The 23,516-nt window shown below is 67.8% G+C and carries 24 protein-coding genes and 1 pseudogene; 12 read left to right on the top strand and 13 right to left on the bottom strand.

From position 1 onward, the window contains the following. Positions 1–101 precede the first annotated feature (101 nt). A complete protein-coding gene (locus KPL57_RS13760) occupies positions 102–1,778 on the top strand; it encodes an IS1634 family transposase (protein ID WP_226350710.1) in 1,677 nt (558 codons plus the stop codon). A 1-nt stretch (position 1,779) separates the two neighbouring features. Here KPL57_RS13760 and KPL57_RS13755 read toward each other — a convergent pair. After that, positions 1,780–2,689: pseudogene (locus KPL57_RS13755) on the bottom strand (IS5 family transposase); the annotation flags it as partial. 262 nt (positions 2,690–2,951) lie between these two features. Here KPL57_RS13755 and KPL57_RS13750 point away from each other — a divergent pair. Beyond that, positions 2,952–3,266: an Lsr2 family protein gene (locus KPL57_RS13750; protein ID WP_374203709.1), complete on the top strand. Its 315-nt coding sequence runs from the start codon at positions 2,952–2,954 to the stop codon at positions 3,264–3,266. On the opposite strand, the gene KPL57_RS13745 is transcribed toward KPL57_RS13750, so the two are convergent. The 3 genes from KPL57_RS13745 to KPL57_RS13735 all read right to left on the bottom strand — a co-directional run bounded on the left by KPL57_RS13745 (position 3,248) and on the right by KPL57_RS13735 (position 4,413). Then, positions 3,248–3,535, bottom strand: coding sequence for a hypothetical protein (locus tag KPL57_RS13745; RefSeq protein WP_226351907.1), 288 nt, complete (start codon positions 3,533–3,535; stop codon positions 3,248–3,250). The genes KPL57_RS13750 and KPL57_RS13745 overlap by 19 nt on opposite strands. 20 nt (positions 3,536–3,555) lie before the next feature. Continuing rightward, positions 3,556–3,873, bottom strand: a complete 318-nt coding sequence (locus KPL57_RS13740; protein ID WP_226351906.1) for a transposase family protein — start codon at positions 3,871–3,873, stop codon at positions 3,556–3,558. A gap of 66 nt (positions 3,874–3,939) precedes the next feature. Beyond that, a complete protein-coding gene (locus tag KPL57_RS13735; protein ID WP_226351511.1) occupies positions 3,940–4,413 on the bottom strand; it encodes a transposase family protein in 474 nt (157 codons plus the stop codon). A 124-nt stretch (positions 4,414–4,537) separates the two neighbouring features. Here KPL57_RS13735 and KPL57_RS13730 point away from each other — a divergent pair, with 124 nt between their 5' ends. Beyond that, entirely contained in the window at positions 4,538–4,864 is a 327-nt protein-coding gene (locus KPL57_RS13730; protein WP_226351905.1) for a helix-turn-helix domain-containing protein, read from the top strand. Positions 4,865–4,879: 15 nt separating this feature from the next. Here the strand turns inward: KPL57_RS13730 and KPL57_RS13725 are convergent, their stop codons facing one another. Next, on the bottom strand, positions 4,880–6,556 hold the full coding sequence (locus KPL57_RS13725; RefSeq protein WP_226350710.1) for an IS1634 family transposase: 1,677 nt from the start codon (positions 6,554–6,556) through the stop codon (positions 4,880–4,882). Between the two features lie 261 nt (positions 6,557–6,817). Between KPL57_RS13725 and KPL57_RS13720 the strand changes: the two genes are divergently transcribed. Then, on the top strand, positions 6,818–8,101 hold the full coding sequence (locus tag KPL57_RS13720; protein WP_226351904.1) for a TraG/TraD/VirD4 family protein: 1,284 nt from the start codon (positions 6,818–6,820) through the stop codon (positions 8,099–8,101). Between the two features lie 11 nt (positions 8,102–8,112). Next, positions 8,113–8,559: a DnaJ domain-containing protein gene (locus tag KPL57_RS13715; protein WP_226351903.1), complete on the top strand. Its 447-nt coding sequence runs from the start codon at positions 8,113–8,115 to the stop codon at positions 8,557–8,559. A gap of 132 nt (positions 8,560–8,691) precedes the next feature. Here KPL57_RS13715 and KPL57_RS13710 read toward each other — a convergent pair whose 3' ends face one another. Genes KPL57_RS13710 through KPL57_RS13695 form a run of 4 tightly spaced genes read right to left on the bottom strand, consistent with a single transcriptional unit; the run spans position 8,692 to position 10,881 of the window. Next, positions 8,692–8,877: a hypothetical protein gene (locus KPL57_RS13710; protein WP_226351902.1), complete on the bottom strand. Its 186-nt coding sequence runs from the start codon at positions 8,875–8,877 to the stop codon at positions 8,692–8,694. Then, positions 8,874–9,236: an antibiotic biosynthesis monooxygenase gene (locus KPL57_RS13705; RefSeq protein WP_226351901.1), complete on the bottom strand. Its 363-nt coding sequence runs from the start codon at positions 9,234–9,236 to the stop codon at positions 8,874–8,876. Before KPL57_RS13705 ends, KPL57_RS13710 begins: the two co-directional genes overlap by 4 nt. 41 nt (positions 9,237–9,277) lie before the next feature. Next, a complete protein-coding gene (locus KPL57_RS13700; RefSeq protein ID WP_308252870.1) occupies positions 9,278–10,621 on the bottom strand; it encodes an MAB_1171c family putative transporter in 1,344 nt (447 codons plus the stop codon). Further along, complete coding sequence (locus KPL57_RS13695; RefSeq protein WP_226351899.1) at positions 10,507–10,881, bottom strand: hypothetical protein; 375 nt, start codon at positions 10,879–10,881, stop codon at positions 10,507–10,509. Before KPL57_RS13695 ends, KPL57_RS13700 begins: the two co-directional genes overlap by 115 nt. Positions 10,882–11,049: 168 nt before the next feature. Between KPL57_RS13695 and KPL57_RS13690 the strand changes: the two genes are divergently transcribed. The 5 genes from KPL57_RS13690 to KPL57_RS13670 all read left to right on the top strand — a co-directional run bounded on the left by KPL57_RS13690 (position 11,050) and on the right by KPL57_RS13670 (position 17,782). Further along, entirely contained in the window at positions 11,050–13,503 is a 2,454-nt protein-coding gene (locus KPL57_RS13690) for a Tn3 family transposase (protein ID WP_226351898.1), read from the top strand. Positions 13,504–13,563: 60 nt separating this feature from the next. Then, positions 13,564–14,828, top strand: a protein-coding gene (locus KPL57_RS13685) for an IS3 family transposase (protein WP_226351113.1) whose coding sequence is annotated in 2 segments (ribosomal slippage) — positions 13,564–13,915 and positions 13,915–14,828 — 1,266 coding nt in all. Because the reading frame shifts where the segments join, the coding sequence is not laid out codon by codon here. Next, entirely contained in the window at positions 14,720–15,391 is a 672-nt protein-coding gene (locus tag KPL57_RS13680; protein ID WP_226351897.1) for a transposase, read from the top strand. The genes KPL57_RS13685 and KPL57_RS13680 overlap by 109 nt, the downstream gene beginning before the upstream one ends. 246 nt (positions 15,392–15,637) lie before the next feature. After that, the gene (locus tag KPL57_RS13675) at positions 15,638–16,222 is read left to right on the top strand and encodes a recombinase family protein (RefSeq protein WP_226351896.1); all 585 of its coding nucleotides are present in this window, start codon (positions 15,638–15,640) and stop codon (positions 16,220–16,222) included. A gap of 942 nt (positions 16,223–17,164) precedes the next feature. Further along, a complete protein-coding gene (locus KPL57_RS13670) occupies positions 17,165–17,782 on the top strand; it encodes a hypothetical protein (protein ID WP_226351895.1) in 618 nt (205 codons plus the stop codon). Between the two features lie 317 nt (positions 17,783–18,099). Here the strand turns inward: KPL57_RS13670 and KPL57_RS13665 are convergent, their stop codons facing one another. Further along, positions 18,100–19,323 carry an ISAs1 family transposase gene (locus KPL57_RS13665; protein ID WP_226350739.1) on the bottom strand — a complete coding sequence of 408 codons (1,224 nt, stop codon included), beginning with the start codon at positions 19,321–19,323 and terminating at the stop codon, positions 18,100–18,102. Between the two features lie 761 nt (positions 19,324–20,084). Between KPL57_RS13665 and KPL57_RS13660 the strand changes: the two genes are divergently transcribed. Together KPL57_RS13660 and KPL57_RS13655 are read left to right on the top strand one after the other, a co-directional pair. Continuing rightward, on the top strand, positions 20,085–20,960 hold the full coding sequence (locus tag KPL57_RS13660) for a replication initiation protein (RefSeq protein ID WP_226351972.1): 876 nt from the start codon (positions 20,085–20,087) through the stop codon (positions 20,958–20,960). Beyond that, positions 20,957–21,262 (top strand): hypothetical protein, encoded by a 306-nt coding sequence (locus tag KPL57_RS13655; RefSeq protein WP_226351894.1) that lies wholly within the window; start codon positions 20,957–20,959, stop codon positions 21,260–21,262. The genes KPL57_RS13660 and KPL57_RS13655 overlap by 4 nt, the downstream gene beginning before the upstream one ends. A gap of 198 nt (positions 21,263–21,460) precedes the next feature. On the opposite strand, the gene KPL57_RS13650 is transcribed toward KPL57_RS13655, so the two are convergent. From KPL57_RS13650 to KPL57_RS13640, 3 genes are all read right to left on the bottom strand, one after another. Beyond that, positions 21,461–22,666 carry a DUF3631 domain-containing protein gene (locus KPL57_RS13650; protein WP_226351893.1) on the bottom strand — a complete coding sequence of 402 codons (1,206 nt, stop codon included), beginning with the start codon at positions 22,664–22,666 and terminating at the stop codon, positions 21,461–21,463. Continuing rightward, a complete protein-coding gene (locus tag KPL57_RS13645; protein WP_226351892.1) occupies positions 22,663–22,935 on the bottom strand; it encodes a hypothetical protein in 273 nt (90 codons plus the stop codon). Before KPL57_RS13645 ends, KPL57_RS13650 begins: the two co-directional genes overlap by 4 nt. A 122-nt stretch (positions 22,936–23,057) precedes the next feature. Further along, on the bottom strand, positions 23,058–23,441 hold the full coding sequence (locus KPL57_RS13640; protein ID WP_226351891.1) for a hypothetical protein: 384 nt from the start codon (positions 23,439–23,441) through the stop codon (positions 23,058–23,060). Between the last annotated feature and the right edge of the window lie 75 nt (positions 23,442–23,516).

The following is a 23,516-nucleotide window of genomic DNA, read 5'->3' as shown; positions in this document are numbered from 1 at the left end:
CACCCGAGCCTGGTTTCGCAGCTTGTACTGCGCTGAGCTGCGGTGATGTGTTTGCGCGGGAGCGGTGTGAGGCACTAATTCGGTGCTCTACGCTCGGTCAGGTGGCGTGGGTGAGGCGGGTACGGACGGCCTCCGGGGCGACCGCGGTCCAGATCGCCGAGTCCGTGCAGGGCCATCGACGGATCGTGGCCCATGTCGGGTCAGCGCACACCGAGGCCGAGCTGGGCCTGCTGGTCGAGCAGGCCCGTGGGCTGATCGACGACGCTGCACAGCAGGCCCTGGATCTGGGCGTCGCGCCGTCACCCCGGCGGGCCGAGCTGATCGCGCCCACCGCGGCCGGCGGTGCCACGCAGGAGGGGCTGTTCGGCCAGATGCCGCGGCGCGCCCCGAGCACCACAACCCGGCGGGTGGGTGCGCCGCAGGTGATCACGACCGGGTCGCGGGTGCTGTTCGACATCCTCGCCGAGGTCTACGCGGGCCTCGGGTTCGCAGAGGTCGCTGATGACACGTTCCGCGACCTGGTGATCGCCCGGATCGTCGAGCCCACGTCCATCCTGGACACCGGTCGGGTGCTGGCCGGTCTGGGCGTCACCGCGGCGAGCGAAAAGACGATGCGCCGCACCCTGCTGCGCTGCACCGGGCGCAGCTACCGCGACGAGATCGCGAGGGCCTGCTTCACCCACGCCCGTGGCAGTGGGGATGTGTCGTTGTGTCTCTACGACGTCACCACCCTCTACTTCGAGGCGGAGAAGGAGGACGACCTGCGCAAGGTCGGGTTCTCCAAGGAACGCCGGGTCGACCCGCAGGTCGTCGTCGGGCTGCTGGTCGATCGCGCAGGGTTCCCCCTCGAGATCGGCTGTTTCGAGGGCAACAAGACCGAGACCGCGACGATCCTGCCGATCATCGAGGCCTTCCGGGCCCGACACCAGCTGCCGGTCGAGCCGGGCGGGATGGTCGTGGTCGCCGACGCAGGGATGCTCTCGGCCGCGAACCTGCGCGACCTCGACGAGGCCGGCCTGCGGTTCATCGTCGGCTCCCGACTCACCAAGGCCCCGGTTGACCTGGAGTCGCACTTCCACTGGCACGGCGACGCCTTCGTCGACGGGCAGATCATCGACACCCTCACACCACGCGACCGCCGCACCGGGCGCAGCGAGAACAGCCCGAAGGTCAAGGCCGAGCCCGTCTGGAACCCCAACCAGCATCCGGGATCCTGGCGGGCGGTCTGGGCCTACTCCACGAAGCGGGCCGTCCGGGACCGGCGCACGTTGACCCTGCAGGAGAACCGGGCCCGCGAGGTCATCGCCGGCGAGAAGCCCGCGCGCACACCGCGGTTCGTCAAGGTCACCAACGGCTCCCGCGCCCTGGACGAGGCCTCCTTGGCTCGGGCATACCGGTTGGTCGGGTTGAAGGGCTACGTGACCAACATCCCGGCCGGCGGCGCAGCGGCCGGGGAGATCATCGGCGACTACCACGACCTCTGGCACGTCGAGCAGTCCTTCCGGATGAGCAAAACCGACCTACGCGCCCGCCCGATGTTCCACCACCAACGCCAGTCCATCGAAGCGCACCTGACCATCGTGTTCACCGCCCTCGCAGTCGCCCGCGAGATCCAGAACCGCACCGGGCTCACCATCCGCAACGTCGTCCGCCAGCTCCGACCACTGCGCTCGGCCACCATCGCCATCAACGGCACCCAGCAGACCTTCCCGCCCGCCGTCCCCGCCGACAAACAGGCCCTCCTCGACGCGCTCCGTCAGCCCGCGGCGAAGCACTAAGAGCGTGTTTGGAAATTCTAGTGGGTTGAGGGTGTCGTGTGTTTCTGCTGGCGGGTGGCGGGGTATCCACGGGCGATGCGGCGGGTGATGGTGTTGATCGCGGCCCAGCGGATCATGGCTTCGGATGTGGTGGGGTGGCGTTCGTAGTCTCGGGCCAGGCGTCGGTGTGCGGTGAGCCAGGCCAGGGTCCGTTCGACCACCCACCTTCGTGGGAGGACGGTGAATCCGCGCTGCTCGGGTGGCTTGCGGATGATCTCGATCGTTGTCTGCAGGATCGTGGCGGCCCAGTCGAGCAGTCGCCCGGCGAAGCCGGCGTCGGCGTAGACGAACCGCACCCTGGTGCGCAGGTAGAGGTTGAGCAGGATCGGCTTGGCGCCGTCGCGGTCCTGTACCGAGGCCGAGCACACCATCGTGGTCAGCAGCAGACCGAGGGTGTCGGTCACGATGAACCGTTTCCGTCCGCCTGTCTTCTTCCCGGCGTCGTAGCCGCGGGAGTCCTGGCCGACGGTGTCGGCGCCCTTGACCGACTGGGAATCGATGATCCCCGCACTCGGCTCCGGATCACGGCCCTCGGCGATACGTAACTGCCCCCGCACGACCGGGAGGATCTTCTCGGTGACCTTCTGCTGTTCCCACTGGTTGAAGTACCAGTAGACGGTCTGCCAGGGCGGGAAGTCCACCGGCAACGCCCGCCAGGCACACCCGGTCCGCACGACATACAAGATCGCGTCCAGCACGTCCCGACGAGCATGAGCAACAGGCCGCCCCCGCCGCGCGAGCGGCGGTAACAACGGCTCGATCACCACCCACTGGGCATCACTGGTGTCCGAGGGGTACCGGCGCGGTCGTTCCTGCATGCCGACCACGATGGAGCACCCCAGCCGTGTCGACCATCCCGACACACCCACCATTTCCAAACACGCTCTTAAAAGGGTCATCGGTGTCGGTTCGACTCCGCCCGGGGGCACCGTCGGGGTGCTGCGCGGATGTCATTCCGGTCGGCTATCTGGCCGGGCCATCGCGGGCGTGCGAACGGTGTCGAGAATGTTGAGGTTGTCGCGTTGCCCGGCTTCTTTCTGTAGTGTTCACTCTCGTTCGGGTTGCTCCGATTCGGGGTGACTGCCGCGTTGTGTGTCTGGATGTGAGGTCAGGGTTATGGCTCAGGTGACTCGGGTGGAGCTGCTGGATGACCTGGAGGGGGGCCCGGCGGATGAGACGGTGCGGTTCGGGGTGGACGGCAAGTCGTATGTGATTGATTTGAAGTCGGAGAACGTGGAGTTGTTCCGGGCGGCGGTCGCGGATTTCGTGGCGGCGGCGCGGCGGGACACCGCCGGTGGCGTGCGGGTAGCGCGACGTGCGGCGTCGACGGATGAGATGAAGGCCCGGAATCAGGCCATCCGGGAGTGGGCCCGGGAGAACGGGTACGCGGTCGCGGATCGGGGCCGGATCTCAGTGGAGATCACGCACGCCTACGAGCAGAACCACTGAACCACTGGCCCGGTGAGTTGTTGAGCGGTCGGCGGGGGATGTCGTTGTCCGGGTGTGTGGGTACCGACGATGCCGAGGCCGTGTCCGACCTCGGCGTCCTTGATGTTCTCGATGGTGTCGATGGTGTCGAGGACGGGGTTGATGGTGATGATCGGCGTGTCGGTTTCGGTGATGATGAGTACGACTTTTTCGTCGTGGGTGGGTGAGGTGGGGGCGCGCTCAGGCGGTCGTAGCACTTGATCTTGTTGTTCGGCGAGGAACAGGATCATGGAGGCTTATTCAGGCTCCGTCAGGTAAGTGCGTAGAAGATGAGTCCGATGACTGCCGAGATCGTCGTTTTAAATGTGGCGTAGGGTCGGCGGTAGTCTGTGTGGAGAACTTTCCACGACTTGATATGGGCGATGACTCGCTCGATGGTGGCGCGTGTGCGGTTGAGGCTCTTGTTGAATGTTTTCTGCCAGTCGAGAAGTTCCCGGCCGGGTTGTTTTTTGAACGGGGTGAGCATGCCGCGCCCGATGTAGCCTTTATCGCCGATCGGTGGGTATGTGGCGAGGTGGTCGAGGGCGCCGGATTGGTCGAGGCAATGAGGCTTATTCAGGGTGATCATGGAGCGAGGCGCTTCCCCAGGTCAGCGTCTCAACGCAGCAGTCTGTTGAGCGTCCCTGAATAAGCCTCAATGTAGGTCGTGTCGGGAGCCTGGGGTCGGGTCGGAGATCCACGACAGCTGCCCTTCCAGGGTGGCTGCGACCTGGACGACGACGCCGGTGGTGCGATGCTTGCCCGACCACAGACCTGGTACGGCGGTCCATGACCAGCAGGGCAGCAGGGTTCCGTCGATGATGTACTGCCGATCGGCACGAAGCTCCTCCGCAGTCGGAACTACACTCCGCAGCGCCTGCGCCAGCAACGGTGTCACCCCCGCGATCGCTCGACTGACCGTCGACTGCGACACCCCGTAGGTTTCCGCCAACTCCCACTGCACACGATTCCCGCGCAGATACGCCAACGTGATCACCACCGACCAGAACAATCCCAGAATCGGCGGCCAAGGCCGTCGCAGGCCAGTCGCGTTCCGCTGATCCTGCTCATGCACCAGAGCGGCAAGATCCTGAATCTCATCACGCCGAAAGCCAGTGGTATAGTACATACTGCGACAGCCCATTCATCTCGGATTGATTCGACAAACCAATCTTCGCGATGGACGGGCTGTCGCCCAACCCGACACGCCGGGCTAGATCGTTATTTCACGGGCCCTGAATAAGCCTCATGACGTGCGGAAACTGTTGACTTTGGCTGATCGGGAGGAGATCTCCCGGGGGTTGGCCGCTGGCCGGCGGTTGTGCGACATCGCTGCGGTGGTGGGGCGGGATCGGTCGGTGATCTCTCCGTTGACCCGGACCGGTCGGGACGGGGAGTCCTCGGTGGTGCTGGGTCCGCGCACGGAGACGGTGTTTCCGCATGCGGAATTGCTGTCGGAGGTGCTGGCGAAGCGGTCGGAGCCGTGGTTGGAGCTGCCGTTGTCGCAGGTCGCGCTGCACATGGCGGTGGTGGCGCAGACCGGTGCGGGGAAGACGACGTTGTTGGAACGTGTGACCTGACTTCGGTCACTTGTCTTAGTGCTTCGCCGCGGGCTGACGGAGCGCGTCGAGGAGGGCCTGTTTGTCGGCGGGGACGGCGGGCGGGAAGGTCTGCTGGGTGCCGTTGATGGCGATGGTGGCCGAGCGCAGTGGTCGGAGCTGGCGGACGACGTTGCGGATGGTGAGCCCGGTGCGGTTCTGGATCTCGCGGGCGACTGCGAGGGCGGTGAACACGATGGTCAGGTGCGCTTCGATGGACTGGCGTTGGTGGTGGAACATCGGGCGGGCGCGTAGGTCGGTTTTGCTCATCCGGAAGGACTGCTCGACGTGCCAGAGGTCGTGGTAGTCGCCGATGATCTCCCCGGCCGCTGCGCCGCCGGCCGGGATGTTGGTCACGTAGCCCTTCAACCCGACCAACCGGTATGCCCGAGCCAAGGAGGCCTCGTCCAGGGCGCGGGAGCCGTTGGTGACCTTGACGAACCGCGGTGTGCGCGCGGGCTTCTCGCCGGCGATGACCTCGCGGGCCCGGTTCTCCTGCAGGGTCAACGTGCGCCGGTCCCGGACGGCCCGCTTCGTGGAGTAGGCCCAGACCGCCCGCCAGGATCCCGGATGCTGGTTGGGGTTCCAGACGGGCTCGGCCTTGACCTTCGGGCTGTTCTCGCTGCGCCCGGTGCGGCGGTCGCGTGGTGTGAGGGTGTCGATGATCTGCCCGTCGACGAAGGCGTCGCCGTGCCAGTGGAAGTGCGACTCCAGGTCAACCGGGGCCTTGGTGAGTCGGGAGCCGACGATGAACCGCAGGCCGGCCTCGTCGAGGTCGCGCAGGTTCGCGGCCGAGAGCATCCCTGCGTCGGCGACCACGACCATCCCGCCCGGCTCGACCGGCAGCTGGTGTCGGGCCCGGAAGGCCTCGATGATCGGCAGGATCGTCGCGGTCTCGGTCTTGTTGCCCTCGAAACAGCCGATCTCGAGGGGGAACCCTGCGCGATCGACCAGCAGCCCGACGACGACCTGCGGGTCGACCCGGCGTTCCTTGGAGAACCCGACCTTGCGCAGGTCGTCCTCCTTCTCCGCCTCGAAGTAGAGGGTGGTGACGTCGTAGAGACACAACGACACATCCCCACTGCCACGGGCGTGGGTGAAGCAGGCCCTCGCGATCTCGTCGCGGTAGCTGCGCCCGGTGCAGCGCAGCAGGGTGCGGCGCATCGTCTTTTCGCTCGCCGCGGTGACGCCCAGACCGGCCAGCACCCGACCGGTGTCCAGGATGGACGTGGGCTCGACGATCCGGGCGATCACCAGGTCGCGGAACGTGTCATCAGCGACCTCTGCGAACCCGAGGCCCGCGTAGACCTCGGCGAGGATGTCGAACAGCACCCGCGACCCGGTCGTGATCACCTGCGGCGCACCCACCCGCCGGGTTGTGGTGCTCGGGGCGCGCCGCGGCATCTGGCCGAACAGCCCCTCCTGCGTGGCACCGCCGGCCGCGGTGGGCGCGATCAGCTCGGCCCGCCGGGGTGACGGCGCGACGCCCAGATCCAGGGCCTGCTGTGCAGCGTCGTCGATCAGCCCACGGGCCTGCTCGACCAGCAGGCCCAGCTCGGCCTCGGTGTGCGCTGACCCGACATGGGCCACGATCCGTCGATGGCCCTGCACGGACTCGGCGATCTGGACCGCGGTCGCCCCGGAGGCCGTCCGTACCCGCCTCACCCACGCCACCTGACCGAGCGTAGAGCACCGAATTAGTGCCTCACACCGCTCCCGCGCAAACACATCACCGCAGCTCAGCGCAGTACAAGCTGCGAAACCAGGCTCGGGTGACCAAAGTCAGGTGTGAGCTGCGGGTGGGCGGAGGCGATGTGGGCGCGGTACGCCCAGACGCCGGGGCCGACGTTTGGGTCGGGTCGGCCGTTGGTGGTGTTCCTGGGTGCGAAGGGAGGCCCGGACGCGGCCGAGGACGCGCGGTCGTGGGCGGAGGCGATGACCGACCTGGGGCTCTCGCCTGCGCGGGTGGGGGTGTTCCCGTTCGAGGCCCGGTTGAACATGTGGCGGATGCCGCCGGGGCAGTTGCGGGCGTCGCTGCACAAGCTCGCGAAAACCGATCACCGCTTCTATGACGTGCTGCAACGTGGCCTGTTGCATCTGGTGGTGGATGCCCCGAAGGGGCCGCCGGGATCGTCGGTGGAGTTCCTGGAGCGTCTGGACGGGCGGTGGCTGAGTGAGGCGTGGGCGGGGCACGCGGTGGAGTCGCGGCAGGTCCGGGCGTTGAGTAAGCCGTCGGGTGGCGGGTCGGGGTCGTCGTCGCTGGATGCGGACCTGATGCTGTTCTGCGACCTGTTCCGGTCGTTGGGCGCGGACTTCGATGCGGGGGCGCCGTTGTCGGACTTCGACGCGTTGTATGTGTCGGTGCCGGGCACGACTGATGAGGTCGTGGCGGCGGCGAAGACGGCGGTGCTGATCGAGCTGCTCACCTACGAACTCGGCGGTGCTCGTTCCGGGGCTGCCGGGCGGCGTCAGGCGTTGTTCGTGCTGGACGAGTTCTCAGCGGTCTCGGGTGAAGTTGCGGGCAGTGTCATCAACCTTGTTGAGCGGCTGCGCTCATTGGGTGGTGCGGTGATCGTGTCGGCGCAGTCGGTCGAGGGCCTGGCCGAGTCGCCTCAGGAGCGGAACCGGCTGCTCGGCGCGATGGGTGGCGGGGTGCTGGTGGGGCGGACGACGAATGCGGAGGAGTTGGCGGCCCGGTTCGGGACCAGGATGGTCGGGGAGGTCGGGTTGCAGCTGGTCGGCGCCGGGTCGGACGAGGGTTGGGGCGCTTCGGTGTTCTCTGGTGGGTACAGCGGGGCGGGGACGGTGCGCCGCCAGCACGCGTTCCTGTTGGATCCGAACCGGGTGCGGCAGATGCCGCCGCACCATGTCGCGTGGGCGAGCCCGGACAAGGTCGTCTACGGGCTGGTGACGCCGCTGTCGGGGCGGTCGCGGGTGCTGGACGAGGCGGTCGGGGTGGAGGAGCCGGTGTCGGGGCCGGTGTTGACGCGCCGCCAGCTCATGGCCGGTCACGCCCACGCCCGGCGAGACCGGGGCGGTAGCGGCTCCGGGGACGGCGGAGGAAGCGGTAGCGGTGGTGGTGCTGGTCAGGGTGGTGCTGGTCGGGTCGGGGCGGACGCCGACATCTGGCTCGGCGGCAGCGACATCGGCGGCGACATCGGCGGCGACATCGGCGGCGACATCGGCGGCGACATCGACGGTGGGGGAGGTCAGCGGTGAGGACCGGTCTGGTGACGGGGCCCGAGGTGGCGCGGGCGGCGGCGATCCTGGGTGTCGCCCCGTCCGCGTCACCGGAGGTGGTGCGTTCGGCGTGGCGGGCGGCGGTGCGCCGCGAGCACCCCGACGCCGGTGGTGATCCGGACCGGTTCGCGGTGGTCACCGCAGCGTATGAGCTGCTGCAGGAGGCTCAGGCGCAGGATCGGGCGCAGGACTGGGTGTGGGCGGTCCCGGCGTCGTCGGCGGTCCCGGCCCCGGCGCAGGCTCCGGTGGTGACCCGGCCCGGGCCGGGCCCGGCGGCGGTGCTGATCGCGACCGGGGTGGCCGAGGCCGGGGTGCTGGTCGGCGGTGCGGTGGTGGTCGGTGTGGCGCCGGTGGCGACGGTGATGGTCGCGATCACCGGCGCGGTGCTGGTCGGCCGGTATGTCTACCTCGCCCTCGGCCGCCCGTCCCGCCGCTAGCCCTGGCCGCTAGCGGTTGCCGCGCGGTCCGGCGACGGCGTTTCAGTCGCGGGGCGTCCGGCGCTGCTGCTTCTTCTTACCCATCAGACCCAGTCTGGGTGGTGGTGTTGGTCAAGACCGGCACCCTGACGTCTATGCCGGGACGAGGTAGAGGTCGGCGGTGCCGTCGGGGTGTTCGTCGCAGGCAGCGACGTCGGGGAAGGTCCCGGCCTTCTCGTAGTGGATGTCCTCGGCGGCGGTCGCGGCTCCGGCCGCGCCGAGCGTGAGCGCGGCGGCGCCGGTGGCGGCGAGGACACGGAGCCCGGTGGCGGTGGTCATGCGGTCGCGGTCCCTTCCTCAGATGCCGTCCCAGGTGCTGTGTCAGATGCGGTTCCGAGGGGGACGGTTTCGAATTCCAGCAGGTCAGCGCCGGTCCCGACCTGCGGGCGGTCGCTGTCGCTGTCGCAGTGCGCGGCCGCGGCGCCGACGGTGCGCCATGCCTGGAAGGCGGCGTCGTGCTCCCAGCGGGTGTAGACGAAGTACCGGGTGTCGCCCGCGACGGGGCGGAGCAGCTCGTAGCCGAGGAACCCGGGCACCTCGTTCATGCAGCCCTGAGCGAAGCGGGCGGCGAACCGGGCCTCCAGCTCCGGTCCGGCTCCGTCGGGGACGGTGATGGCGTTGATCTTCACGACAGACACGTGAGTCTCCTGGGTGGGTGTTTGTGCTGGTGGGCAGGGGGTCATCCGATTTTTCGGATGACCCGGTCGGGGCTCGGCGCCTGCTTCTTCTGTTGGCGGGCGATGGCGCGGGACAGGGCGATGAGGTGTTCGACTTCGCTGTCGAAGCCGACGTTGTGGGCGTCGGCTGGGACGGCGAAGCGGCAGGGCTGGTCGGGGTTCCCGGGGTCGTCGCCGCGTGCGGCGCGGTCGAGACCGAGCAGGACGAGCCGGGCTTGTTCGTCGATGTCGAGGGCCGTGTCGGTGTGGGTGTCGGTGGGGGCGACGTGCGCCCCGACGGGGAGGAGGCCGTCTTGGCAGGCGATCGCGCGGTGCGGCCACCGGTCACGCATCTCGGCGTTGCTGAGCAGCAGTTCCCGGGTGAACGACTCCGGTGGTCGGAGCGCGAGCTTCGGATAGACAGCGCAGAGCGCTCGGTAGAGCGGTCGCAGCGCGAGGAACGCCCGCCGGGGCTCGACCGAGTCGTGGGCGGCGACGATGCCGAGGCCGATCAGTAGTAGCGCGATCCCGGCGAGGTTGAGGATGCGTGGTAGGAGGTTCGCGGCGTCGGTGATCGGGGTGTGGGTGGCCCAAGCGGCGGCGACGAGCGGGACACGGAGGATGACGCCGCCGAATCCGGTGACGGCCATGCCGATCCCGGCGAGGGTGTAGCCGCCGCGTGCGCAGCGCACGGTGTAGCGGGACTCTCCCCAGGCCAGAGCGGCGCAGAGAGCGCTGGCGGCGAGTAGGTAGCTGCCGAGGACGAAGACCCCGAGGTAGGGCAGTGGCGTGTCCTGGCGGCCGAGGTCGAGCAGCCGGGTCGCGCGCTCGGCGGCGGGGGTGGCCAGCCACAGGCCCGCGACGACAGCGGACACGGCGAGGGCGATGGAGAGCTGGGTGGGGAACGACCGCACCCAGCGGGGCCGGGCCTTCTCGCCGGATGCGAACAGGTAGACGAAGCCGCTGTACATGATGGCCAGCAGGACGTAGCCGCACAGGTAGCTCAGGCCGGGTGTCACGGTATCGAGCGCTGCTTTGACCGGTGGCAGACTGAAGGTGTTCGACGCGGCCGCGATCGCGAACAGCAGCGCGACGGCCTTGTGCCAGTCGGCGGGCTCGTCGGCGCGGGCGAGGACGGCCAACCGCCAGCCGGTCAAGATCAGTAGTGCTACCCAGAGGATGATCCCGCCGAGCGATCCCAATGAACCGTCCTGCCTGTCGATCGTCGCTGTGTGAAGGCGTCTAGTGCTGTCTAGATGCTGCGGACAGGGCCGGACAGCCCGGTTTCGAAGAAGCCTCGCCCGCGTTGCCGGGCGCGGGTGTAGGCGGCTTCGGTGAGGATGTGGGCGAAGGTCTCGGCTTCCCATTCGGCGCCGACGTAGTGCCCGGTCCGGGCCAGGTAGGTGACCACGGCGTCCGGGTCGAGGGTGGGCATCAGGATGCGCAGCATCTCGCTGTGCTCGGGGGTGGTCTGCCCGGTGTGGTCGGCGACGATGTGTCCGGTCTCGTGCCGGATGCTGTGGTCGCGCTGGGTCGCGGACAGGTCGTGCGAGTGGATGATCAGGTCGACGGTCTTGGTCTTGACCCAGAACCCGAACAGGGTCGAGCAGGGGAACCGACGCGACACGATCTCGATCGGCCGGTTCCGGTGGATGCCCAACCGGCGGCACAGCTCGGTGGCGCTGATGTCGGGGTGCCGGTAAGGATCGTGTCATCAGCCGCAAACGAGCGCTGGGGGCTTGACCCTGAATCTCTGGTCGCGGCGGTGTCCGGGGGGTGGGAGTAGCGTCCGTGCGTGGCGCGTGAGCTGGGTCAGGACGAACTGATCGATCGGTGGACGCTGGTCGAGGCCGAGCTGGCGATGGTGGCCGGCAAGCGTGGCGCGACGCGGCTCGGGTTCGCGGTGTTGCTGCGCTTTTACACCGAGCACGGCCGGTTTCCCCGCAGCCGGAGCGAGATCCCCGACGCCGCTGTGGACTACGTGGCCCGGCAGGTCGGTGTGCCGGTGACCGAGCTGGCGTTCTACGACTGGTCCGGCCGCACGATCGAGTTCCATCGCAGCCAGATTCGCCGGACACTGGGGTTCCGGGAGTGCAGCGTCGCCGACGCCGACAAGCTCACCGAGTGGCTGGTCACCACCGTCACCCAGACCGAGCGCGGCGCTGAACGTGTCCGTGACCAGCTGCTGGACCGGTGCCGGGAGGAACGTATCGAGCCGCCCACCGGCGGCCGCGTCGACCGGATCGTGCGCTCGGCGCTGCACCGCGGCGAGGAGCTGCTGTTCGCACGGGTGGCGATCCGCTTATCCGAGGCGGTGCGCGTTCGGCTGTTCGCCTTGGTCGCGGCCGGTGCCGATGACGACGGCCAACCCGGCGGGGACGGTGACGGGCCGGCGGTGCTGGCCTCGATCCGGTCCGATCCGGGCAACGTCAGCCTGAACACGATGTTGACCGAGATCGCCAAGCTGGAAGCGGTACGGGCGGTCGGCCTGTCAGCCGGCGTGTTCGCCGACATCGCCCCGAAGGTGGTCGCCGCCTGGCGGGCGCGGGCGGCGGTCGAGGCGCCCAGCCACCTGCGCGGACACGCGCCTGAGGTGACGCTGGCCCTGCTGGCGGCGTTGTTGCACTGCCGGGAACGGGAGATCACCGACACGCTGGTCGAGCTGCTGATCTCCACCGTGCACCGGATCAACGCCCGCGCCGAGGTCCGGGTGACCAAGGAGCTGATCAAGGAGTTCAAGCGGGTCACCGGCAAGGAGAACTTGCTGTTCCGGGTCGCCGAGGCGACCGTGAACGCCGGCGACCAGCTCGTGCGCGACACCGTGTTCCCGGTCGCGCCGCAGGCCGTGCTGGCCGACCTGATCGCGGAGTTCAAGTCCTCCGGGCCGACCTACCAGCGCACCGTGAAGGCCACGCTGAAGGGCTCCTACACCAACCACTACCGGACTGGGCTGATCAAGCTGCTGGACGTGCTGGAGTTCCGCAGCAACAACACCACCCACCGGCCGGTGCTCGACGCGCTGGAGCTGATCACCCGCTACGCCAGCGCCGGGAACCTGCACTACTACCCGGCCGGCGAGCACATCCCGGTCCATCGCGGCCTGAGCGAGGACTGGGAGGCGCTGGTTTACAAGGACGACAAGCGCCGCCGGCAACGGGTCGTGCGCATGGTCTACGAGGTGTGCACCTTCCAGGCGCTACGCGAGCAGTTGCGGTGCAAGGAAATCTGGGTCGTCGGCGCGGACACCTGGCGCAACCCGGCCGAAGACCTTCCGACCGATTTCGAGGACCATCGCGTCGAGCACTACCAGGCGCTGCGCAAGCCGCTGGACCCCAGCCAGTTCATCGCCGACCTGCAAGCCGAGATGCGCGCCGAGCTGGAGGCCCTGCACACCGCCCTGCCGGGCTGCGATTGGTTGTCGATTAGCGACCGCGCGGCTGGCGCGGTCAAGCTGGCCCCGCTGGAGGCCTCGCCGGAGCCGCGCAACCTGCGCCGGCTCAAGCAGGCTGTGCAGGCCCGGTGGGGCACGGTGCCGCTGATCGACATGCTCAAGGAGGCGGTGCTGCGCACCGGCTGCCTGTCGGCGGTGACCTCGGTCGCCGACCGCGGCACCTTGCCCGAGCACGTGCTGGCCGAGCGGTTGCTGCTGGCTATCTACGGGTACGGCACCAACACCGGCATCCGTGCGGTCGCCGGCGGCGAGCACGGGCATTCCGAGGACGAGATTCGCTACGCCCGGCGCCGCTACCTGAGCACCGAGGCCGCGCGGCAGATCGCGATCGAGATCGCCAACGCCACCTTCGCCGCCCGCCAGCAGACACTGTGGGGCGACGGATCCACCGCCGTGGCCAGCGACTCGACTCACTTCGGCGCGTTCGACCAGAACATCTTCACCGAGTGGCACTCCCGCTACGGCGGCCGAGGGGTGCTGATCTACTGGCACGTCGAGCGCGGCTCCGTGGTGATCCACTCGCAGCGGCTGAACTGCTCGGCCTCCGAGGTGCACGCGATGGTCGACGGCGCGATCCGGCATGGCACCGACATGCAGGTCGAGGCCAATTACGTGGACACGCATGGTCAGTCCGAGATCGGGTTCGGCATCACGAAGCTGCTCGGGTTCGACCTGCTGCCGAGGATCAAGCGGATCAACAAGGTCAAGCTGTACCGCCCGGCTGCTGGCGAGCCAGACGCCTGGCCGGGTCTGGCACCGGCGATGACCCGCCCGGTCCGGTGGGACCGCGGGGCTTGACCCCAGATCTTGGACACGCTGATTCCAGCACTGCTGGGGAAGCGAGATGATCCAGCGATCATGGCCAGGAAGAGTTTCACCGACGAGTTCCGTCGGCAGGCTGTTGATCTGTATGAGTCCACCCCGGGTGCCACCGTCCGTGGTATCGCCGACGACCTGGGCATCGCGCGGGGCACGTTGCGGGACTGGCTCACGATCCACGGCACGGGGAACAAGACCGCAGCTGATGGCAGTAGCTGCCCCAGCCCGGTACAGCCCATGCGTACCACGCCGGGGTCGGGCCTGGGTGGGGAGGAACCACCGAGGCAGAAGATCGCCCGTCTCGAGGCCCGGGTCCGTGAACTCGAGATCAGCGAGAAGAAGCTGACCGCCGAGCGGGAGATCCTGCAGCGGGCGGCCAAGTATTTCGCGGGGGAGACGCGCTGGTGACCCGCTTCCAGTTCGTCGCTGACCACCGGCACACCTTCGAGGTGAAGCGGTTGTGCGAGCTCGTGCACGTCTCGAGGTCGTCGTTCTACGCCTGGTTGGCTGCGGCCCCGGTCCGGGCGCGGCGGGCCGCTGGTGATGCGGTGTTGGTGGCGCGGATCCAGACGATCCATGACGGCGACAACACCATCGGTGCGCCGCGGGCCACCACAGAGCTCAACGACGGTGTCGCCGCCGCCGATCGGGTCAACCACAAACGCGTCGCGCGGGTCATGCGCGCGGCCGGGATCGCCGGCTACCGCCGCCGACGCCGCGTGCACACCACGATCGTCGAGCAGCCCCGGCAGACGGTGCCCGACCTGCTCAGGCGGGATTTCACCGCCCCAGCACCGAACCAGGTCTACGTCGGTGACATCACCTACCTGCCCCTCGCAGGCGGGACGAACCTGTATCTGGCCACGGTGATCGACTGCTGCTCCCGCAAACTCGCCGGCTGGGCCCTGGCTGATCACATGCGCACCGACCTGGTCAACGACGCGCTCCACGCCGCGGAACGGGCTCGTGGGTCGCTGCGCGGGGCGGTCTTCCACAGCGACCACGGAGCGGTCTACACCTCGAGTGCCTACGCCGAGCTCTGCGACCGGCTCGGGGTGACCCGTTCCATGGGCGCGGTCGGGTCGTCGGCGGACAACGCCTTGGCCGAGTCGTTCAACGCCACCGTCAAACGCGAGGTCCTCCAGGACAGCACCTGCTGGCCCGACGCGGCCACCTGCCGACGGCAGGTCTTCAGATGGCTGACCCGCTACAACACCCGCCGACGGCACTCCTACTGCCAGCACCTGTCCCCGAACACCTACGAACAGGCCCTCCGGGCTACCGTCACAGCCACAGCCGCGTAATCAACCACCGTGTCCAAGATCCGGGGTCAAGGCCCCGCATCGCTGAGCAGTACGACCAGATGCTCAAGTACGCCACCGCGATCCGCGTGGGCACCGCCTCGACCGAGGCGATCCTGCGGCGATTCATGAAGGCCAACGCAGCGCACCCGACCTACCAGGCGATGATCGAGCTGGGCCGGGCGCAAAAGACCATCTTCTTGGCCCGTTACCTGCACAGCCGGGCACTCCAGCGAGAGATCCACGAGGGCCTGAACGTGGTCGAGTCGTGGAATCGGGCCAACGCGGTCATCTTCTACGGCAAGGGCGGGGACCTGGCCACCAACCGGCGCGACGAGCAGGAGATGAGCGTGCTGTGCCTGCGGATCTTGCAGGCCGCCCTGGTGTACGTGAACACCCTGATGATCCAGGACCTGCTCGCTGGCTCCGAGTGGGACGACGCGCTCACCGCTGAGGATCGGCGCGGGCTGACGCCGCTGTTCTGGGCGCACGTGCTGCCCTACGGCGAGGTGCGGCTGAACATGGACGCCCGTCTGCGCCTGGCCGCCGCCGCCTCCAGCGGCTGACTGGCCGGTCTCGAAACCAAGGTTCCGCGACAGCGTGCAGGCGAGTTCGGACATCGACATCACCCCAGGTCACGCTGTCTCACAATCTAACGTCGAAACACCGCCTCGAAACACGGCCACATGGTAAACTTATGAGACAGTTGCGGGAGGAAACGAGACGATCATGACCGGCGAGTCCGCCATTACCGACCCGCGGATCGCCGCCGCCCTGGATGCCGACCGGGACCAGGCCAGGACGGTGACGTGATGGAACTGGGCTACGCCCGCGGCTCGACCACACACCAGGACCTCGAACGACAGCTCGACGCCCTGGGCCACCACGGCATACCCGACGAGCGGATCTACACCGACAAGAAGACCGGCGCCACCATCGACCGGCCCGGCTTCACCGAGCTGCGCCGCTACGCCCGCTCCGGCGACACGATCATCGCGACCAACCTCGACCGACTCGGCCGCAATCTGCGCGAATGCCTCAACGTCGTGCACGAGCTGCGCGAGCAGGGCATCGGGATCAAGACCCTGAAGGACCCGATCCCGATCGACACCACCGACGACTCGCCGATGGCCGAACTCGCCGTCGCGCTACTGGCGCTGTTCGCACACATGGAACGAGTGTTCATGCGCGAACGCGCCGCCCACGCCCGCGAGGCCACCGCAGCCACGGGCAAACTGCCCGGCCGACCCCGCAAACTCGACCCCAACCAGCTCGCCGCGGCCCAGGCCGCCCTCGACACCGGCCAGACCGCCGACCAGATCGCAGCCGCGTTCGGCGTCAGCCGCGCCACCCTCTACCGCAACCTCACCGAAAATAAACCCGCTGACCAGCAATGATCGACTCGTTTGCGGCTGGTGACAACTCCCTTACCGGCGCCCCAGGTTGCGGTGTTCCGTAGATGTTGCTGAGCGTCCCCCCGGCCTCTCTTTTGCTGCTTGTGGTGCCGGAGGGCTGCGGTTGTGAGCGTTACGGATGCAGACCCTTTTGCGCTAGGACCAGTCCGGGGCTGAGCACGGTGTTGGCGCGACTGGCTCCGCGATTTCAGGCGAGTGTTGGGGGGGTGGGATTGTTGATTCGTGCGGCGAGCTGTTTCGGCGGGTGGAGCGGCTGACTGTTGCGTTTGCTGGACGTTAGGTGTGAGTGGTTGAGGTTAGGTTCGGTGCCGCGCTGTCGTGAGAGGTCGGGCATCGTCTGGGTCGGTGCCCGACCCTGTCGCTGGAGATCGTCTTGGGTCTCGGATTTGCTTATTAGCGGCCCGGATTTCCCCGGATTTGCATAGATCATCTCCGGGGGTTCGGGCCTGGGGGCTCTCGGGTCGTCGTGCCGGGCTGATGGTGGCCCTGTGACGGACGCCGGGGGCGGGTGAGGAGACGTGCTGATCGGCTTTGATGGGGCTTTGACCTGGCTGGAAGCGCCTGAGAGGCGGTATTGACGCGCTTCGGGGGTGGGTCCGGTCGGTCATGGCGGGTGGACCTGTGGTGGTGGTGCCCGGTGGGTCGGGCTGGCGCCCGACACTTCAACCACCCTGCTTCGCTGACGGTCGGTCGAGGTGTCGGGCGCCAGCCCGACCCAGCGGCAGGTGGTCGCGGAGCGGCCATGATCGTCAGTACGTAGTTCCATGGTTTGGAAAAGGTAAAGGTCAAGGTCAACTGACTGCGACGGGAGTGGGTGGTTTGAGCTGGTTTGGGTGTATCTGTCCGTAGTGGCTGAGCGTGTTCACATGATTACGCCGAAGGATGCTTCTTGACCAACGGGGGGGGGTGTGTTCCCATGCGGTCATGGGAACGAAGAAGTTCGCGTGTGCGTCTCGTGTTATCGGGACTGTGTTGACTGTCGCTGTTGCGATGGGGTCGGCCACTGGGATCGCTTCGGCTGAATCTGCGCATTTCGCCGAGGGGGCGGCCGAGGTTGGCAATAGCTTTGCATCACTGTCGCCCAGTCCGGATCATTTTACTTACACGGCGCAGGCTGATGGCGAAACGTTGCTGCTGAAAGTGTCGCCTGAAGTTCATTTCGTAAAGCAGGGAAGTGTTACGACCCTGAAGCTCGGGAACGACACTCTCGAAACTCTCCCCTCGACGGCTTCGAGCGATCAGCGTGGGACTGTTCGTTTGCAGTATGAACTGGTGTCTCCTTCGGTTGTTCGAGTGATTCCGTCATCTCATGATCAGAGTCCAGGAGACAAAGCCGTTCCCTATGGGTGGTGGAAGGACTGGGGGAAGTGCGCTGCCGGTATTGCTGGTGGCGCTGTCTCTGGGGCAACGACGGTTGGGCTTGGCGGGGCTGCTGTGGGGGCAGTGACGATTCCTATTGCCGGTTCCGTCCCCGGAGGAGCTATTGGTGCTGTTGGTGGCGGGATCGGCGGCGGGCTTACGGGCGCTGTAGCGGCGTGCTGATCTGGGAGTACAGGCATGCAGAATGGTATTTCTGAACATGAAGTGGTGAAGCGGCTTTCCTTTGCTCTTCGTGGGGCATGGCTTGGCCTGGCGATCTGGGTATGCACTCAGTTCGTGGTCGGAAATATTCACGTCCTGTGGAAGCAGGGAATGTTCCATATGCAAGTTGGAGTAGTTCTGACGCTTACAATCGTGCGTGCGATAAAGAAGCGGCGGGCCAGGCGTGAGATGTCGAAGGAAAGCGAATAGCGGTGTTCGCGGTCTCCGCGTGTAGCCCTCGAAGTCTGTATCTGGTCGTCAGGGCCCCGGCAAAGTCGCTAGATGATCTTGTAGGTGGTCAGTGGTCGATGGGGGTCGCGGGCGTGGTGGCGGAGTGCTGCGGCGATGTTGCTGACGCCGTGCAGGCGTAGCGCGGTGATCGCGAGGTTCCGCAACGCCGACATGACCTGCGGGGCGTGACCGGTGTGGGCGGTGGCGCGGTCTTCGTCGAAGCAGACATCACGGACCCAGTGCAGGCGATTCTCGATCGACCAGTGCCCACGGATCCAGCGGGCGAGCAGTCCTGGATCGGCGTCGGTGCTGGTCAGGCTGGTGATCGCGTAGGCGGTCTCGGTTCTCCACTTCCCGCCAGGCCGCAGTGGGCGACGCCGGCGCACCAGCTTGATCGCCTGGGATGCGTGGGGGAAGAACTCTGCGCCCAGGTCGGGACAGGGGTGCAGGCTGACCACGCTGATCGTGCGGGTCTCGACGCGGCCGTGCCCACGCCCGCGTTGACGATCAGCGACGCCGATCTGGGTCCAGGGCAGCGCCCGTACCCGCGCGAGCAGCGTGGGCTGGTTCGCTTTGATCGTCATCAGGTAGTGCCCGCCGCGGCGGTGTAGGTAGTCGGCGTGGGCTCGCTGGGTGTGCAGAGCGTCCGCGGTGACCAGTACATCGTCGAGGTCGAGGGGGTCGAGCAGCGCGGTGAACGCGGTGATCTCGCTGCCCTTCTCTGCGACCTGAACCTGGCCGAGCACGCCACCGCTGGTCTGGTCGAGCACCGACACCAGATGCGGGAGCCAGACCCTGCCGTCGGCGGCACGGACGCGGGCGCCGCGCAGGGTCTTGCCGTCCAAGGCCAGCACGCGACGCTGTTCTCGCCGGGGTGTGCCCTCCGGGGCCGGCTGGGCGCTGAGCTGGGGCAACACCCAGGACTGCAACGCCGCCTCCAGCGCCGAGGCGTCGACCCGTTGCAGGACCCGGCGGATGGTCGACTCGTGCGGAGCGACCGCGCCCACCCCGAGCACGTCCAGCACGGCGCGGCCGACGTCATGGGCGTACTCGGCGATCGCGGTGAACGACCGGGCCCCCGCCAACACCGCGCACGCCCCCAGTAGCAACACCGCGAGGACACCGTGGCGGACACCGCGTGGTTTCCGCGGGTCCGGCACTCGCGACAGGGCCTCCACCAGCGACAACCCCGCCGCCTCACCGACCGGCGCGGCTCTCCCCGCGTCAGGACCGACCTCCAGGCCTTCCAGAGCAGCAACGATCGGAGACACTGACACTGCGGACACAGGCTTCCTGACGTGAGCAAGGATTCGACACCCTCATGATCACGCCAAGCCTGTGTCCGCACCCACCCCCACCCCGCACGTCACCGCAGCTCAGCCCCCACCCATCACGACTTTGCCGGGGCCCTGAGGTAGCTACGTCATCGAGAACGGGTACGTCGAGCCTGCTGCCGAGCGCTCCTCCGACCACCCCACTCGCATCGCCCGGGCCGCCCCTCCCCCGCCGTGCGTCACAGCCGCGCTCGACCCGCCCGGCATCGTGACTCAAACCGTGCACGTCACGAACAGCTGCGCAGTCCAGCAACGCGTCCAGGTCCTCATCCGTTGGGCTAACGACTCGCAGTGCTATGTCCTCGCGCCGAACGGTCGCGTCAGTCACGCGATGCCACTGATCAAGGACACCCCCTTCGACGGCCTTGCCGCCTGTTAAGCGGCTACACAGAGTGAAATTCCGGGGGATGTCCCGAAACGAACCCCAAGCCGTCACAAGCCGCCTCAGCCGCCTCACTTGCGCCATTCATACAGTTCAGAGCGCGATTTTGAGTGAGGCGGCTTGTGGGGGTGAGGCGGCTTAAGCCGCCTCACCCCCACAACGGATCGCCCGATCATGCGAGCCGAAGGTCGCCCTGAAGGTGGCCTGACCAGCAGTTACGTCCCGACAGTGTCCGCGTCTCCTGGTCAAATACTCTCGGTGACGATGTCGGGACGAGTTCGACGACGGGGTGTGGCGGCAGACCCGGGCGGTGGCGATGACCCGGATGCATGTCGAGCTGAACCCCAAGCCGCTGTGGGGGATGATCGGCATCGACGGCGACCAGGCCGACACCGTCCTGCGGGCCCTGTCCTACATCGACAACCACCCCGTCCCGAACGTGATCATCGAGAACCCCGTGAACGGGCACGCCCACTGCATCTGGTGCGTGAAAGTCCCGATCAAGATCACCAACTACGGGTCCCGGCGATCGTTGCGCTACGGCCTGTCGATCGAACACGGCCTACAAACGGCGATCGGCGGGGACCGGAACTACACCGGCCGCCTAGTCAAAAACCCGTTCCACCCCCGCTGGCTCACCCACTGGATGCACGACACACCCGCCACCCTCACCACCCTCGGCGGAATCCTCGGCGACGCCGGACACATGCCCGGCCGAGGCTGGCACGCCCAGCGGCGGCGTGAACCCGTCGGCTATTCCCGTAACGAAACCCTGTTCCACATGGTCCGCCACTTCGCCTACCGGGAAATGCGCCACCACTGGGGCGACCCTGAGGGCTACCGCGCCGCTGTCGCCAAACACGTCGCGATCCTCAACGCCGACTTCCCCATCCCCCTGGGTGGTAACGAACTCGGCCACATCTCCCGGTCGATCTCCGACTGGACCATCAACTACTCCCGCATGTGGAACGACGGCCCCGCCGCCTACGACGCCGCATTCTCCGCCATCCAAGCCGCACGCGGCCGCAAAGGAGGACGAGCAAGCTCCGGCCGCAACGGAGGCCTCGTCGGGGACAGCCGACCCGGAGGACTTACGAGCGACGGGCGGCCCGGGGGACTCGTGCGCGGAATGGCTCTGACACTTGAGCAGCGGAGGACGCTTTCCCTGATTCAGGGAGAGGTCTTCAAGTGACCGCCCTTGATCCCCGGCGGCGTCCCGGTCCGCGGACTGCTCGCGAGATCGCAGAAAAGGTCGGCGTCAGTGAGCGCACAGTCGTGCGTCTAGTAGCGGAACCGCGCGCCGCCTATGAGCATCGCGCCCGACTGCGCCGGACCACGGTCATCGACCTCAAGCTCCAGGGGCTCACCTGCGGTGAGATCGCAAGCCGGACCGGCTACTCCCGAGGTGCGGTCTGCCGGCTGCTCTACGACGCTCGCCGCAACGGCGAATGGGCCGCTGCCGCAGAGCACCGCATCCCCGGTCACGTAGAGTGAGATTCTGTGGGATGTCCCGAAACGACCCCCAAGCCGAGACAAGCCGAGACAGCCGTGCCACCCCTACTGTTTACCCAGGTCAATACCCATTTTCCCCTGGCACGGCTTGAGGGGGTGGCACGGCTCAAGCCGTGCCACCCCCTCAACGGCCAGCGCGCTCACACGCGCCGAAGATCACCCTGAACGTGGGCTGACCAGCTATGACGCTGGCTCGATCGCTTCTGTGGAAGCGACAGCACGGTCGGTAACCAGGTCGGGTGTGTAGCGCCGCCAGGCGTCAGCGAAAGCGGCGCGGTGGAAGCCTCTGGTTCGACCCAGCCCAGGGAGCCGCATCTGTGTGGGCTGGATGCCGTACTCGCCCAGCAGCTTGCCGAGGCGCATGGCGGTGAGTCCTTCGCCGCGTGGTCCGTAATCGGCCCAGGGTGCCTCTGGGTCGGCGCGGAGTTGCTGGAGGAGCCGCATGGTCGGCAGTGCGTGTTCGTCGGCGAAGGCGGTGTGGCAGTCGGCGAGGAGGCGGATGCGTTCGGATCGGTCGTCGCCGGTGTCTTCGTCCTGGAGGTCGAGGATCGCGGCGCGTGCGCGGTCGGGCCAGTGCCCGCCTGCGTGGTCGGCGATGGCGATGAGTGGTTCCCAGGTGTCGGCGGCCCGGTCCTCGACCGGCATCACCGGCTCAGCCGCCTCCAGGGCAGACAAGTCGTCGCGGAGCCAGCCGTTCAGGCGCTCAGCAAGCTTCTGAAGCTTCGGGCGGTCTCGTCGGTGTCGATACGGTGCGACGGTTTCTCCGGGTGCTCTGCGGCGCATCTGGACGACCACAGCGCGGTCTTCGATGGTGTCGGGCATGCGTCCGATCCCGGCCAGGGCGGCCATCGCGAACGTCGAGATGGACTCGACCCGGTTTTTGGTGAGGTCGTAGCGCTTGGCGGGCCGGTTGCGTTGGTGTCCGGCGTTGAGGAGTCCGCGGAGGTCTTCGTGGCCTGTGGCTGCGGGTCCGAAGATGGTGTCGGCTTCGTCGACGAGCATGGTGGGTGGGTCGGCGGTGATGGAGCGGTAGACCGCTGCGGGGGTGGCGTTGACGGTGATGAACGGCTGGTGGCAGGTGCCTTCGACGACGTCGAGGAGGCGGGATTTGCCGCAGCGCTTCTCCGGCGCCCGCACCACCAGCCGTGGGGCGTGCGCCCAGGCCGGTTGGGCGTGGGTCGCGGCGATCCACAGCACCACGCCGACGACGGCGGCGTCCGAGGGCAGGGCGACGTAGCGGCGGAGCGCGGTCTCGAGGTCGTCGAGAATCGCAGCACCGTCGGTGCCGGGAACCGTGCTGCCGGTCGGCTCGTCGGTCGGGGTGAAGGTGCCGGATCGGGAACCTTCGGTCTGACCTGCGGGAACCTGGTCGTCGGGGGTGCTCACGTGGTCCTCCTGGTGCTCGATGCGGCGGTTGCGGTGGTTGGGTGCGGGTGGTGGCGCCAGATGCGTCCGGTGATGTCGTCCTCGACCGGGTGCGGCACGAACTCGTTGCTCGGCCGGTAGGTGCGGAGTTCGGCGGCGGGATGGCCGTCCGGGTAGCGGGCGGCGGCGGTCTGCATGGCGGCCAGGTCGGCCCGCCAGTACCAGCGGCCCCGCCACGGCCCATCGACCAGGACGGCCAGCTCTCGGCCGTCGGCGACCTGGACCGCCATCCGGTACAGCCGGTGTGTGGCTGGAAGGTGCTGCCGCGTCGCTTCCGGTCCTCGCCCGCTGGGGCGGGCTGTGGTCCGGGTCGACTTGCCCACGGCCCATAGGGCGTTGTCTGCGGTGGTGGTCATGCCGCTGGCCTGGCCGTGCGGGTGGCCCAGTCGGTCGGGTCGCCGTGGGGCGGGTAGCGGCGGCGCATGAGTTCGGCCCAGGACGGCTGCCGGGCGAGCCCGGCAGCGGTGTAGGCGACCGAGACCTGCGTGCTGGCGTCGCGGAGCGCGGTCAAGTGGGCGTGGCGCAGGTCGGCGACCTCGACCCCGACCCGTGCGGCGACCAGCAGCGGCGCGGTCGGCTGCGCCCTCCCGAGCACTGCGGCGAGGACGGCCGGGTCGAGGTGCCCGATCACCTCCAGGGCCTCGGCACGATCCGCCTCGCCCAGGCGCGGGACCGGGACGGTCAGGGCTCGGGGGACGGCTGGTTCAGGTGTTGCCGGTAGTTCAGGAACAGGCATGACCTCTCCTGCAAATCGGTGACTGTGTGTGACCATGTGTGGGTGTGTGGAAGCGTGGGGTGAGGCATCCGTGTG

The sequence above is a fragment of the Pseudonocardia sp. ICBG601 genome (assembly GCF_020496245.1).
The sequence above is the reverse complement of the archived record's forward strand: the minus strand, read 5'-3'. Positions and strand labels throughout refer to the sequence as shown.

Excerpts from the sequence above, each read along its gene's own strand:
- KPL57_RS13740 (WP_226351906.1), bottom strand. The coding sequence starts at position 3,873 with ATGATCACCCTGAATAAGCCTCATTGCCTCGACCAATCCGGCGCCCTC.
- KPL57_RS13660 (WP_226351972.1), top strand. The coding sequence starts at position 20,085 with ATGACCCGGATGCATGTCGAGCTGAACCCCAAGCCGCTGTGGGGGATG.
- KPL57_RS13735 (WP_226351511.1), bottom strand. The coding sequence starts at position 4,413 with ATGTACTATACCACTGGCTTTCGGCGTGATGAGATTCAGGATCTTGCC.
- KPL57_RS13675 (WP_226351896.1), top strand. The coding sequence starts at position 15,638 with ATGGAACTGGGCTACGCCCGCGGCTCGACCACACACCAGGACCTCGAA.
- KPL57_RS13700 (WP_308252870.1), bottom strand. The coding sequence starts at position 10,621 with ATGGGAAGCCGAGACCTTCGCCCACATCCTCACCGAAGCCGCCTACAC.
- KPL57_RS13645 (WP_226351892.1), bottom strand. The coding sequence starts at position 22,935 with ATGGCGGTCCAGGTCGCCGACGGCCGAGAGCTGGCCGTCCTGGTCGAT.
- KPL57_RS13710 (WP_226351902.1), bottom strand. The coding sequence starts at position 8,877 with ATGACCACCGCCACCGGGCTCCGTGTCCTCGCCGCCACCGGCGCCGCC.
- KPL57_RS13640 (WP_226351891.1), bottom strand. The coding sequence starts at position 23,441 with ATGCCTGTTCCTGAACTACCGGCAACACCTGAACCAGCCGTCCCCCGA.
- KPL57_RS13720 (WP_226351904.1), top strand. The coding sequence starts at position 6,818 with ATGACCGACCTGGGGCTCTCGCCTGCGCGGGTGGGGGTGTTCCCGTTC.
- KPL57_RS13670 (WP_226351895.1), top strand. The coding sequence starts at position 17,165 with ATGGGAACGAAGAAGTTCGCGTGTGCGTCTCGTGTTATCGGGACTGTG.
- KPL57_RS13680 (WP_226351897.1), top strand. The coding sequence starts at position 14,720 with ATGGCTGACCCGCTACAACACCCGCCGACGGCACTCCTACTGCCAGCA.
- KPL57_RS13745 (WP_226351907.1), bottom strand. The coding sequence starts at position 3,535 with ATGATCCTGTTCCTCGCCGAACAACAAGATCAAGTGCTACGACCGCCT.